Raw genomic sequence first — 13,143 nt, forward strand, 5'->3', positions numbered from 1 at the left:
ACATTAATTGTAGTTTTAAGTTCAACTAAACAAGGCCCACTGACATGATTAAGCCTTCACTACCTCTACTAAATTAGTATGTGAAGGATTTCCAAAAGCCAGTGGAGTTGGATGATATTTTGTAAGTGTATTAACATTACCCCTTCTATCAATGCCCTCTTTATCAGGACTCCACCAGGCTCCCTGAGGTATGGATACCACTCCAGGCATAATTCTAGGTGTAACCTTTGCTGGTAAAATTACTGTACCACGAGCATTAAATACTTTTACCTCATCTCCATTTTTAATACCCCGTTTTAGAGCATCTATACTGCTTATCCAAATTTCCTGTTTTCCTGCCTCTTCCATCCAGCTTGTATTATCAAAAGTTGAATGAACACGACGTTTGTAATGATGTCCTATGCATTGAAGTGGATATGTTTCCTTTATAGGATCCTCAGGTCCTTCCCAGGCTGAAATATATTTAGGAACGGCTGGTATCTCTAAGGGATTATTCATATTCCACAGTCTCTCTGAAAAAATCTCTATTTTCCCTGAGGGAGTTGGAAATGGATTGTTTTCAGGGTCTTTAATCTGCTCTTCAAAGGCTATAGAAGGCTCATCATAATTCCATCTGTATATGGATTTTTTCTTAAATTCTTTAAAAGAAGGGAAACCAGGATTCTTCTTTGCTGTTTCCTCTACAAGATACTCCATCCATTCATCTATAGATTTTCCTTCTGTAAATTTTTCTTTAAGTCCAAATTTTTCTGCCAAGTCACTAATCCAATCATAGCCATTACGACATTGAAACACAGTATCCACTGCTTTGTTCATATAAATTGCATAGTCTCCAGGACCCCAGGGAGTAACGATATCATCCCGTTCCATCATATTATCTGCAGGCAAAAGTATGTCCGCAAATTTAGCGCTTGGAGTCAAAAAATGATCACTTACTGCTATAAATTCCACTAATTCTTCATTCTTGAGTAATTTAGCCGTACCATTTGAATCGCCATGCTGATTTACAAGTATGTTACCTCCTAAATTGAACATAAGCTTAATATTTGAAGACAGTTCTTCTACACCTGTTACACTTAATTCTACTCCCATACCTTTTCCCCGTACAATGGCGTCAGGCCAGCTATATACAGAAATCTTGGCTTTATTTGGATTGTAGGTTGGAATTGATGCTACAAATTCCTGACGGGTAGGATAACCTGTGCCAGAGGCCCATCCGCCATTAATACCTATATTTCCTGTTATAGCCGCCAGCACAGTACCGCTTCTTGTATACTGTTCTCCATAAGCATGCCTTTGCGGACCAAAGCCCTCAATCAATGCAGCCGGCTTATTTACAGCATATTCTCTGGCTAATTCAATAATTGTCTCTTTTGGTATGCCAGTTAGGTCCTCAGCCCAAGCCGGAGTCTTTGGAACTTTATCCTCACCTTCACCCAATATATAGCTTCTATAGGAGTTACCCTTTGGTATACCATAAGGCATATGCTCCTCATCAAAGCCCAAGCAGTACCTGTTAAGAAATTCTTGATCCTGTAGATTTTCTGTAATTATAACGTACGCCATAGCATCTAATAATGCACTATCTGTAGTAGGCCTTATTGGAATCCATTTATCCGCTAAAGCTATGGCAGTATTTGAATAAATGGGATCAATACTTATAATCTTTGCTCCAGCTTCCTTTGCCAGTTTTAAATAATAGGCAGTATTAGTGCCATGTATAGTTTCTGCTGGATTAAATCCCAGTAGAATAATTAATTTTGAATTCTGCCAGGTATCTCTGCTGCTGCCAGTATATATTGTTCCAAATGTATAAGGGGTTGCAATTTGAGTGCAAGCAGTACTGTAGCTGCCATAATAATCTAGAAAGCCCCCATACATGCCAAGTAATCTTTTCATCCAAGTTCTTTCCGCCGCTCTTCCTGCATTTCCCGTAGCATATTGCACATATATTGCATCCTTGCCATACTTTTTCATAACTCTCTTAGTATTATCTGCAATGGTGTCTATAGCTTCCTCCCAGGTAATGCGCTTGAATTTACCTTCTCCACGTTTACCTATTCTTTTCATAGGAAATTTAAGTCTATTATAATTATACATACGGTTTCTATAGGAACGGCAGCGGAGACAACCTCTTAATTGAGGCACAGCTTTTGTATCAACAATATTGTCTTCAGTTGAAATTCTAACTATCCTGTTATTTTTAACATGCACTTTTATAACACATCTTCCTCCACAATTATGAGATCCTGAAGTAGAAATGATTTCTTCTCTATTTTCATTAGCTTCCTCTTCAGGATTTTCTTTATAATTATAAAAACCATCTTCTTTAAATAAATCTTCTATTAATCGGTTTTCCATATATGTGCCTCCTCTCAGTATTAACTTAAATAAAAATAAATACTAAATCTAGTTCATTTCGTCTTATCTTAATATATACAAACATCTATCCAAAGAGCTTTAGTCAATTCTTCAACCTTTTGTGGAGTTATTTTTAAGGCAGTAGTTTTAGAACCTGCAGCAGGGTATATGTATTGAAAATTACGTATGGATTCATCAAGAAATATTTCTACATTATCCTTTACTCCAAAAGGGCATACCCCTCCTACAGGATGACCTATTGTATCTTCTACTTCATCAAATTTAAGCATTTTTGCCTTTGTGCCAAAATACTGCTTGAACTTTTTATTATCCACTTTGGCGTCTCCTCTGGCAACTATCAGCACATTTCTCTCCTTTACCTTGAAAGCTAATGTCTTTGCAATAAATTCCGGTCCAACACCTATAACCTTTGCTGCAAGATCTACAGTAGCTCCGCTGTCTGGAAGATCAAACACAGGATCTTCAAGTTCTCTTTCTAAAAAAAATTTCCTTACATTTTCTACACTCAAAATTGTATCCTCCTTAGATAATTTTAATAAGTTCCCTATTTACACAGAACAACAAATGAAATTTTATTTATCATTCATTTTTAACTGCCTCAACAGTATTATATAGAAATTTCATTTTGCTATTATACAATTCTCCACTTAACATTTTTTCTATTATAGTTTTAAGCTTCCCTTCTTTCTCTTTTCTCTTTCACAATTCTCATTATAGTTAAAGTCATACCCAAAATACATATACATCCCGCAGCTATATATACTATTTTCATTGCATATATAAAGATATCCGGTCTTCCACTTACATATCCTGTAACTCTATGCCCTATTTTACTGCTCATCCTATTGTATAAAAGCGCTACAGAGAAAGTTATACCTGACACCATACCCATATTTCTAACTAATGCGTTTATGCTGCCAACTACCCCTAATTTATCCTTTGAAACCAGTGACATGACAATAGCATTGTTAGGAGCCTGAAATAATCCATTTCCTATACCTATTATGGCTATACTGAACGTAATGTATATATAGTTGGAATTAAGACTTAGTAGTGACATTGTAAAAAGACCAATTGACATAGTTAACAAACCTAAAACAGTTAAAATTTCTCCGCTAAGTCTATCTGAAAGATACCCACTTATAGGGGCAACCACTGCTATACTTATAGGCACTGCCATCATTAAAAGCCCTGAAGTTGCAGGAGATATTTTCATAGCATCCTGAAGATAAAAAGGCTGAATTATATTTACGCAGAACAAAACCGCAAAGGATATAAATGCACAGAGAATGCTTATATCAAATAATTTATTTTGAAACATAGACAAATCTACTACAGGATCTTCTACTTTTTTCTCTGTAAAATAAAAGCTTAATCCACATAATATGCTTATGATAAGGCTTATAATTATCTTTCCATTGCTCCAGCGTAAATCTTCTCCACTTAGAAGTGCCCAGAAAAGAGCAACTATAAAAACCATAAACAAAATAGCCCCTTTTAAATCAAAAGCCGAAGCACTTTTATTTATCTTCTCTTTAGGAAGTATTAATTTTCCGGCAATAAATGCAAAAATGGATATAGGTATATTTATTATAAATATAGATTGCCAATTAAAGAGCTGCACCATAATTCCTCCAAGTGCCGGTCCAAGCATAGTACCTATGGCTACAGTACTCCCAAGGAGTCCAAGGGCTCTGCCTCTCTCATTTTGTGGAAATACAACAGCTATTATAGATTGATTGGCTGACATATACATAGCTGCTCCAACAGCCTGCACTATTCTGGAAAAAACCAAAAAACTTAAGCTTTGAGAAATAGTGCATAGAAAAGATCCTAAACCAAATATGAGAAACCCGTAATTAAAAATAATAACTTTACCAAATTTATCTGATAATTTTCCAAATATGAGTACAAAAGCAGATATTACTATCAAATAACTAGTAACCACCCACTGTATGCTATTTATCTCTACACCTAGATGCCTCGACATCATGGGTAATGCTATATTTACAATACTGCTGTCCAGATTTCCCATAAAAGGAGATAACAAAACTACAGCTAAAATTTTCCATCTATTTTTATAAATTTTTTCTTCCATATAAAATTCCCCTATTCATTATAATATACTATAAACAGAGTTCTTGGTATCGGTATTTTCGATACTTAGAAATCGTTATCCAGAGACGTAACCACTCTTTACTCCCACTTGAATAAGATGATAGCATTAGAGTGGGTAATCATCGGTAGATATGCGTGGTATCTTTCACTTGATATTTATTTTAATCTAATTATTACTATACAACTGCAAGTTGATTTGTCAACTATATATAATATGAATTCCACTATAAATTTATCAAGGTAAGTTTTCAGAGTAATTTGTTATAAATCCATATTATTTTTCATATACTCTAATTAGTTGCACCTTGAAAAAATAATAATAAGTATACAATTGCTAAGGATAATTCCCCGCTGGGGAAAGACTATACCTAACAATTACATACTTCTATAAGAAAAAATATCCGTGAAATTTCTAACGTATATTTCTTCTTATATGTCCAAGCTGGAGGTAATATGGATGGTTAATAAAAGGATAAACAATGAGAAAAGTAGTTTTGTATTTGTTTTAGGCGTTACTATAATGATATTTTCTATTTATCTGTTCTTTAGCTTTTTTAATAACCAGGAAAACTTTACAAGCGGAACAGGAAAAATACTTTACATTCAGATGCTGAACTATGTAGTGCCTGTAATAAAGGTTACAAACTTCGATAAATCTATAGTGAAAGATACACCTTCTTTAAAAACTGACCTTTTAAACTATGCAGGAATTAATTTAAGCCATCCTGATGAAATTTTAAAAAAAGAAGTATCTTATTTAGATGGAAATGACAATTCTATTAAAGATGGTACAGCAGCTATAGGGGACTTTAATTTAAGCAATAGCGATGTAATTAAAGATGATGGCAGCAATACTTCCAATGCAAACAATGGAAGCTCCAATACTGAAAATCAAATAAGCCAGGCCTATAATCCAAAGTTAAAGAAAACCCTTGATAATTCAAAGCCAGAGATTCTCATATACCATTCTCATACCACAGAAAGTTATGGTTCAGATGGTCAAGATAACCTTGATCCTAATAAAAATGTAACTGCTATTGGAAATGCGCTAACTAACACTCTTGAGAATGACTATGGGATCTCCGTGATTCATGATACCACAGTCCACAATGCATTATCCTATGACAATAGCTATGCAAGATCTGGACAAACCGTGAATAACTATTTGCAAAGATACGGTAATTTTAAAATGATAATTGATCTAGATAGAGCTACAGATCCAAACAAAGCTAACGTTACTAAACAATTAAATGGATTAAATGTAGCTAAATTTACCTTTGAAATGGCAAAAAACAATCCACATTTTAATGAAAATATGAATATGGTAAATCTTTTACTAAATGATGCTGATAGCTATTTCCCAGGATTAACTATGGGCAGCGGAGTAAAATGTGACAATGGAGCCAATTTTTTCAATCAGGATAAAAGTAATACTGCATTTTTACTAGAAATAGGTTCTTCTCCAAATACTATTGATGAATCAAAGGCAACCACCCAATACGTTGCCAGAATAATTGCAGAATACTTAAATGATGAACAATTCATTGCTACAGTTGCACCAGCTGCTCAGGATACTTATAAAAAAGATAAAATATTCCCATCAGTCACACTTGCTCAGGCAATGCTTGAAAGTGGAGAAGGCACATCCTCTCTGACTAAGCAGGCAAACAATCTGTTTGGTATAAAGGCCTTTAGTTGGCCTGGTAAAACAATCAATATGCCAACCAAAGAAAATTATAACGGTAAAAATGTGGTCATAATGGGCAAATTCAGAGCTTATAATAATTGGGGAGAAAGTATTGAAGATCACGGTAATTTTCTGGTTAGTAACAGCATTTACGCAAAACATGGAGTATTCTCAGCAACTAACTATGCGGCCCAGGCAAGAGCACTGCAATCAGCTGGTTATGCTACAGATCCTAACTATGCTAATGAGCTTATAGGACTAATAAAAGAATATGGTTTGAACAAATATGACAATGTACATTAAATTGATAGAAATTAAATTTCATAAATATTTTTGCTGAATTTGTTTCCAAATTAAGGTTTAAAAAAATAACAAGAACACTATGAAAATCAATATGAATTTCATAGTGTTCTTTAAAATTATTGCAATTTATCAGCCTTTAAAAGTTCAGGAAATAATTTCATCCATATTATTACAACTACTATAGTGCCAATTCCTCCAAGTAAAGCTGCTGGTACAACTCCCAGCCAAGAGGCCAATACCCCTGATTCAAATTCTCCAAGTTCATTAGAAGTACCAATAAACATTGAGTTTACAGAACTCACTCTACCTCTCATATCATCTGGTGTCCTGATTTGTACTAGGGTAGAACGAATAACAACGCTTATCACATCACATGCACCTAATACAAAGAGAGCTGCAAGGGAAATTATAATAGAAGTTGATATTGCAAAGATAATAGTAGATATTCCAAAAAATATTACTGCAGTAAACATAATGTGTCCAACTTTTTTTCTTAGAGGTTTCTTAGCCAAAATGAAAGACATTAATAAAGCTCCAACAGCTGGAGTTGATCTAAGTACGCCTAAACCAAAGGGGCCTACAATTAAAATCTTGCTTGCATAAATAGGCAGCAAGGCAGTAGCACCCCCAAGTAATACTGCAAATAGATCTAGCGATATAGCTCCTAATATAATTGGATTCTTTTTTATAAAATCTACTCCTGCAAACATTGATTTTAATGTTGCAGCTTCTTGCTTCACTGTTCTCTTTTCCATTGAGATAAAAGAAATGACTACACTTGCCAATAATGCTAAAACTCCAGAAATTGAATACACTACGGAAGGCCCTAACGCATATAAAAATCCTCCAAGCCCAGGGCCAATAATTACTGCAAATTGAGATGCAGAAGCCATAATTGCCGCAGCCTTTGGAAAAACTTCCTTCCTTACAATATTGGGTAATATTGACTGCATACAGGGCCCCTGAAAAGCATTAGCCGTTCCTATAAAAAATACAGCAATAAGAATAGTTTCTTTATTAATCCATCCATGATAGCTTGCAAATGCCAAAGTAAATATACCAATACTCTCTATAATTTCACTTATACAGACTACTATTTTTCTATTATAACGATCTGCCACATGTCCAACTATAAAGGTAAACAAGAGCATTGGTAAAAATTGCACTAATCCAACCAGACCTAAATAAAGTGGCATCTGAGTAAGCGAGTATATCTGCCAGCCAACTGCCACCGCCAACATTTGAAAAGCAAGGAAAGTAGACACACGTGCAATTAGAAGACATCTTAGAGATTTATTTTCAGTTATAAAAGATTTGTTTAATAGCCACATATTACATTACACCCTTCTTTATAGCATTCTTCATTAGTTAATAAATACTAACTTTAATATTCTTTTACTATTTATAACATTACTACAATAAATTATTTTGTATCTTAATTTTTCAATTATATCAAGTACTAATTTAACCTGACTAACTTGGCGTAAGTCTCCCACGCACTCTGTGAAAGTGATCCACACCAAATTAAAATTTGGGTTCTCTACTTGCACTCTGTGAAAGCGATTCACACAAAATCAAAAAAAAGATTTTGGTTCTCTGCTTTTCTTCAAGTGGGAGTTCAACGCCAAGTAAGCCATGCATTTGCAGTTCTAAAATTCAGATGGGGTAAAAGAATCCCCACCTGAATTAAGAACTTGCTTCAACAAACTATTATCAGTTTTCTTTATTATAAATTTTACAAGTAAATTCAATACCAACAGTACTTATAAAAATTTTTCGTAATTTACAAGCTTTAATGAAAATTTTTTTCATTTATACATAAATATTATAATACAGCATATTAATTATCAACTAATAACTTCAATATGATGTAAATATAGCTATAAAATCATTTAAAATATTCCTCCATTAAGCTATCAAGCTCCTCATTCAGCCCTAACCTTTCATTGTATAAAAAATTTAACCTTTCATAATTATCATTAGCTTTATTAATCTCCACATCTATAAGCTTTACCCTTTGTTCCAGCTCCTCTATAGACTTTTCCAGCTTCTTTTTCTTATTTTCATTATTATCTATTTTTTCAGATTTCAAGATTTTTTCTTCTTTACTCTTCTTTATTTTGTCTTTAACTACTACTTTCTTAATTTCTTCACCATTTTTAAGTTCCAGTACTTTTTCCTTATAATATTCATAATTTCCATCATAGGAAATAAGGGAACCCTTTGATAACTCCACCACTCTGCCTGCTATAGTATTTATAAAATACCTGTCATGAGATACAAATAAAAGTGTGCCTTTAAATTCTTTTAAAACAGCTTCTAATTCTTCTCTTGAAGCAATGTCTAAATGGTTAGTAGGTTCGTCTAAAATAAGGAAATTAACTTCATTATACATAAGCATAGCAAGCTTTAACCTGCTTCTTTCACCACCTGAAAGCTTTCCAACATTCTTAAACACCATTTCACCTAAAAACATGTATTTTGCAAGGTATTCTCTTGCCTTTCCTTCAGTAATAACTATTTCTTCTCTAAAACATTCCAATATGCTTTTGTTTTCGTCTTTAAAAGAAATGTTTTGAGGTAAATATCCTAATTTAATAGAACTTCCTAAACATGCAGTGCCGGAATCTGAATCCACTGTTCCCAGCAATATTTTAAGTAATGTTGACTTTCCAGTGCCATTTTCACCAATTAACGCCACTGTTTCACCTTGTCTTACCAAAATTTCCGCTTTATTAAGGATTACTTTCTCACCATAATTTTTGCATAAATCTTTAACTATGACCACGTCATTTCCAGAACGTTCTGCCCTATGAGTGTTAATACTAATGCTTTCTTTCTCAAGTATGGGTTTATCTATTATCTGAAGCTTATCCAATACCTTTTGCATGCTTGCAGCTCTTCTAAAAAATTTGCCATTATCGCCTCTCCTACCCCAATCTTTCAATTGAGCAATACCCTTTTCCATGGCTTTGATTTTTTTCTGCTGTTCTATAAATTCCTCCAACTGAAGCTGCAACTGTTTTTCCTTTTCTTTTACATAGACCGTATAATTACCAATATAACTTTTTGATACCCTATCCTCAATTTCAATTATCTTTGTAGCGACATTATCTAAAAAATATCTATCATGAGATACCATAATCACTACACCTTTATATTCCTTGATATATTTCTCCAGCCATTCCATTGCATCTAAATCCAAATGATTAGAGGGCTCATCTAGCAATAATATATCGGGATTCTGAAGCAGTATTTTTCCAAGAATCACTGTAGTCTTTTCTCCACCACTTAATTGTGAAAATAATTTTTCTTTAAATACTTTATTTATTTTAAGTCCTGTGCAAACTTTACTTAACTTTTCTTCCCTTTCATAACCTCCCATGCTTTCATAAAGCTCCTGAAGCTGAGAATACTTGCTTAATAATTTATCCATATTGTCTATATCAGTATTTGACAGTTGTTTTTCTAATACCCTCATTTCTTCATGTAAGCTGTCTATTTTTTTAAAGGCTGAATTCAATACATCAATGACTTTAAAACTGTCAGGATAAATTGGCATTTGTTCAAGATAACCCAATTTTACTCCTTTTCTAATAGACAGCATACCGTTCTCATAACCTTCAGCACCCATAATTATTTTTAACAATGTGCTCTTTCCACAGCCATTACTTCCTACAATACCAACCTTTTCGGCAGTCTGAATTTCAAAGGTAATATCCTCTAAAATCATAGTGGCTCCATAATATTTTTGTAATTTATTTAAGGCTAATTCTATCATTTTTATCTTCTCCTTCTAATTTTAAATTTTATGTTTATAATTTTTTACAAACAAAAATAAGCCCCCTGACAGATACTTAGCGAATAACTTTTTAAGTATCTAGCAGATAGAGTTCTATAGAAAAGCTTAACTTAGACATTTTGTATTCTCTGATGTCATCTGTAAGTTTCCATTGAAGCTCTAATATAAGGCTTATGAAAGAAAATACTCCAAATTTTAAATAAGCATGCAAAAAGACTCAAAGCATAAAACCTTGAGTCCTGTAATTATCTTATAATATTAGTAAACAAATTCATACATTACGAATTAAACTAAAGCAAGATATAGAATCATGGATTTATACAACAGCCGATACTTTTTCTAAAAATGGACGCACTTCTTCCGTTAATTTCTACATTTCCATTTTTTGCAACAGAACTACTGTATCTACAAGTCTTATCTGTTGCAAATTTTTCAGTACCAACTATATGAGCCATTACCTACACCTCCTCTTCTTATTAATATTTATAATATAGATTAAATTGTAGATATTGTCAATGGAGACATTTTAAAATTTATGGGCAAATAATTATGTTATAGAGATTATAATTTTTATAACTTCTTTTCAAAGCAAAAAATTCACCTCTAATTAAAGTACATTAAAACCCATTATTTTTCTTATATAATCTGATTTTTCTTTGGATGTCAGGAGTTCAAGCAGTTTAAATGCCACATCCATGGCTGTGGAAGGATTCCAAGAGGTTATTATATTATCATCAATTACTATTGGTTCATTAACTACATTAACTCCATATTCTCTTAACTTTTCTTGCCTAATACCATTTTTCATATTATAGGTTGTACCTTTTTTTCCTTCTAATATTTTACTTTTTCCCACAGGAAGGGCTGCAACACAAATTGATGCAATTATTTTGTTTTTCTCATGAAATTCTCTAATAAGCTGAAGAAATTTTTCATCATATGCATCCTCATAGAATCCATATTCCTCAAAACCTCCTGGAATGGCCAATGCTGCATAATCATCTACGTTAACTTCATCAATTGTTATGTCTGTGATTACCCTTAAATTAAAAGTACTTTTGACTTCTTTTTTCAGTCCACATGTAATTACCTCAGTAGTTCTATCCCCATCAACAAGATTCCATCCTATAACATCTGTAAAAACACTTGCCTCATAGACTTCAAAACCCTTTGCTAATAATAACAATACCTTTTTCATTTATCATCCCTCCGTAACTCATAATCAATAAATTGTCCTTCATTATTCTTATGTACTATAAATTAGTTGAAAGTAACTTTATTTTTGCTCATTGTATAGTTTTCAATTATATTTCCGATAATAAGATTATTTTTCGAAATCATTTTCTGTAAGCACTTCAATTCCATTCTCCATTAATAATTCTGCAGTTATCCCTTTTCCCTCTATAAGTTTTCCTGAAAATGTTCCATCGTATATAAAACCACAGCCGCAGGATGGACTTTTAGATTTTAATATAGCTTTTTTTATACCATTTGATTTTGCAATTTTTAAAGTTTCCTCTGCCCCTTTAGCGAATTCATTAGTACAATCTTTTTCCTCTTTAGTTAGTATTTTTATGTTGCCTTTCTTATCCATAACAATTTCACAGCTTGCTCTTGGAGTAGGTAATCCACCTAGCTGCTCCGGACATACAGGTATAGCTTTACCTTGTTTAACTAATTCAGCTACAATTTTATTTTCACTATTTTTTCCATCATATCTACAATTAACTCCTGCTAGGCATGCACTGACTAGGTACATAAAATCATCTCCTCTGAATATTTAGATAGTAGATTGCAAAATTCTAATCTACTTAATTTTAGATCTTTCAACCATTACACAAATACTTTTCAATTTGTTTTTTAATAAAACTGTTTCAATTTTTATCTTTTCCTGACTGAAAGGTTCAGACCTCCACCTCTAAGCGAAGCGAAGGTGGGATTTTCCAATCAGGTGGGGTAGACTCCCCACCTGATTTACCGATGCTTCAGCTTGCTGAAACGAGTTCACTTAAAATCCTTAAATTTTTATACTACTGTAAAGTTAAGAAACTTAAAAACAGTACATAAATATGTACTGTTTCATAATATCATTTTTTTGCTTTTAATAATAGTTCTATATTTCTCGTATTTTCCTCTTGCTGTTTCATTAAAATATCAATCTTTTTATGCAAGTCCTCTATTATTATTTCTGATTTCAAATTTACAAGATAGTCATTAGCCGCAGTGAGCCTATCTTTCTCAGATTCACGATTCTGAGACATCATAATTATAGGCGCTTGTATAGCCGCAAGACAGGATAATGCTAAGTTTAGCAGTATAAAAGGATATGGATCAAAGGCCTTTTTTGATAATAATACTGCATTTACTATTATCCACACTACCAATACAGTTATAAAACTTATTATAAAAGGCCAGCTTCCACCAAAGGAAGCAATTTTATCTGCAACTTTTTGCCCAATTGTAAGCTTTTCATCATGGATACTATTTATATTTTTTGAAATTTTACCACTTATGAGCTCATGTAATAGTTCCTCACTAATATTAGAACCATCTAAATCTCTATCATTATCCAATATTTTCTTTACTAACTTTTCTTTATCAATTTTATCACTCATATCAATTACCTCTCTTAATTTGAAGTAATTATAACACTTTAAGATATGAGATAATACTATTTTTACTGCTAATTAACAATATTTTTTCAATTTAGGCATGTGAAAATAAATAGTAAGTCAAAGATGCGACGAATATTTTGAATCCTTACAAGGAAACAGGTTCCGATGATAGTTGGCTATTTGAGGGTTCTGTTGACGCAGTAGGATTCAAAATAGGCTAGCATACTGACTAGTTA

General features: G+C 32.9%; 10 protein-coding genes. 1 reads left to right on the forward strand and 9 read right to left on the reverse strand.

Annotated features, from left to right (window positions below; translation table 11 throughout):
- Positions 1-48: 48 nt before the first annotated feature.
- The 3 genes from ABF633_RS15015 to ABF633_RS15025 all read right to left on the reverse strand — a co-directional run bounded on the left by ABF633_RS15015 (position 49) and on the right by ABF633_RS15025 (position 4,480).
- A complete protein-coding gene (locus ABF633_RS15015; RefSeq protein WP_415524703.1) occupies positions 49-2,361 on the reverse strand; it encodes a DMSO/selenate family reductase complex A subunit in 2,313 nt (770 codons plus the stop codon).
- Between the two features lie 68 nt (positions 2,362-2,429).
- Positions 2,430-2,891, reverse strand: coding sequence for a YbaK/EbsC family protein (locus ABF633_RS15020; RefSeq protein ID WP_415524704.1), 462 nt, complete (start codon positions 2,889-2,891; stop codon positions 2,430-2,432).
- Positions 2,892-3,052: 161 nt separating this feature from the next.
- Positions 3,053-4,480, reverse strand: a complete 1,428-nt coding sequence (locus ABF633_RS15025; protein ID WP_415524705.1) for an MFS transporter — start codon at positions 4,478-4,480, stop codon at positions 3,053-3,055.
- Positions 4,481-4,957: 477 nt separating this feature from the next.
- On the opposite strand from ABF633_RS15025, the gene spoIIP reads away from it, so the two are divergent.
- Positions 4,958-6,490 (forward strand): stage II sporulation protein P, encoded by a 1,533-nt coding sequence (gene spoIIP / locus ABF633_RS15030; RefSeq protein WP_415524706.1) that lies wholly within the window; start codon positions 4,958-4,960, stop codon positions 6,488-6,490.
- A gap of 116 nt (positions 6,491-6,606) precedes the next feature.
- Here spoIIP and ABF633_RS15035 read toward each other — a convergent pair whose 3' ends face one another.
- From ABF633_RS15035 to ABF633_RS15060, 6 genes are all read right to left on the reverse strand, one after another.
- Positions 6,607-7,821 (reverse strand): MFS transporter, encoded by a 1,215-nt coding sequence (locus tag ABF633_RS15035; protein ID WP_415524707.1) that lies wholly within the window; start codon positions 7,819-7,821, stop codon positions 6,607-6,609.
- A 557-nt stretch (positions 7,822-8,378) separates the two neighbouring features.
- On the reverse strand, positions 8,379-10,271 hold the full coding sequence (abc-f, locus tag ABF633_RS15040) for a ribosomal protection-like ABC-F family protein (RefSeq protein ID WP_415524708.1): 1,893 nt from the start codon (positions 10,269-10,271) through the stop codon (positions 8,379-8,381).
- Positions 10,272-10,600: 329 nt separating this feature from the next.
- On the reverse strand, positions 10,601-10,747 hold the full coding sequence (locus ABF633_RS15045) for a hypothetical protein (protein WP_415524709.1): 147 nt from the start codon (positions 10,745-10,747) through the stop codon (positions 10,601-10,603).
- A 152-nt stretch (positions 10,748-10,899) separates the two neighbouring features.
- Complete coding sequence (locus tag ABF633_RS15050) at positions 10,900-11,490, reverse strand: DJ-1/PfpI family protein (RefSeq protein WP_415524710.1); 591 nt, start codon at positions 11,488-11,490, stop codon at positions 10,900-10,902.
- A gap of 126 nt (positions 11,491-11,616) precedes the next feature.
- Positions 11,617-12,051, reverse strand: coding sequence for a DUF523 domain-containing protein (locus ABF633_RS15055; protein WP_415524711.1), 435 nt, complete (start codon positions 12,049-12,051; stop codon positions 11,617-11,619).
- A 328-nt stretch (positions 12,052-12,379) separates the two neighbouring features.
- Positions 12,380-12,907, reverse strand: coding sequence for a DUF1003 domain-containing protein (locus tag ABF633_RS15060; RefSeq protein ID WP_415524712.1), 528 nt, complete (start codon positions 12,905-12,907; stop codon positions 12,380-12,382).
- Between the last annotated feature and the right edge of the window lie 236 nt (positions 12,908-13,143).

It is taken from the genome of Clostridium sp. (assembly GCF_047718555.1).
GTDB lineage: Bacteria > Bacillota > Clostridia > Clostridiales > Clostridiaceae > Clostridium_I.

What these genes read in the sequence shown, in the direction of transcription:
- ABF633_RS15015 (WP_415524703.1), bottom strand. Translation starts at nt 2,361, where the DNA reads ATGGAAAACCGATTAATAGAAGATTTATTTAAAGAAGATGGTTTTTAT.
- ABF633_RS15025 (WP_415524705.1), bottom strand. Translation starts at nt 4,480, where the DNA reads ATGGAAGAAAAAATTTATAAAAATAGATGGAAAATTTTAGCTGTAGTT.
- spoIIP (WP_415524706.1), top strand. Translation starts at nt 4,958, where the DNA reads ATGGTTAATAAAAGGATAAACAATGAGAAAAGTAGTTTTGTATTTGTT.
- ABF633_RS15035 (WP_415524707.1), bottom strand. Translation starts at nt 7,821, where the DNA reads ATGTGGCTATTAAACAAATCTTTTATAACTGAAAATAAATCTCTAAGA.
- abc-f (WP_415524708.1), bottom strand. Translation starts at nt 10,271, where the DNA reads ATGATAGAATTAGCCTTAAATAAATTACAAAAATATTATGGAGCCACT.
- ABF633_RS15045 (WP_415524709.1), bottom strand. Translation starts at nt 10,747, where the DNA reads ATGGCTCATATAGTTGGTACTGAAAAATTTGCAACAGATAAGACTTGT.
- ABF633_RS15050 (WP_415524710.1), bottom strand. Translation starts at nt 11,490, where the DNA reads ATGAAAAAGGTATTGTTATTATTAGCAAAGGGTTTTGAAGTCTATGAG.
- ABF633_RS15055 (WP_415524711.1), bottom strand. Translation starts at nt 12,051, where the DNA reads ATGTACCTAGTCAGTGCATGCCTAGCAGGAGTTAATTGTAGATATGAT.
- ABF633_RS15060 (WP_415524712.1), bottom strand. Translation starts at nt 12,907, where the DNA reads ATGAGTGATAAAATTGATAAAGAAAAGTTAGTAAAGAAAATATTGGAT.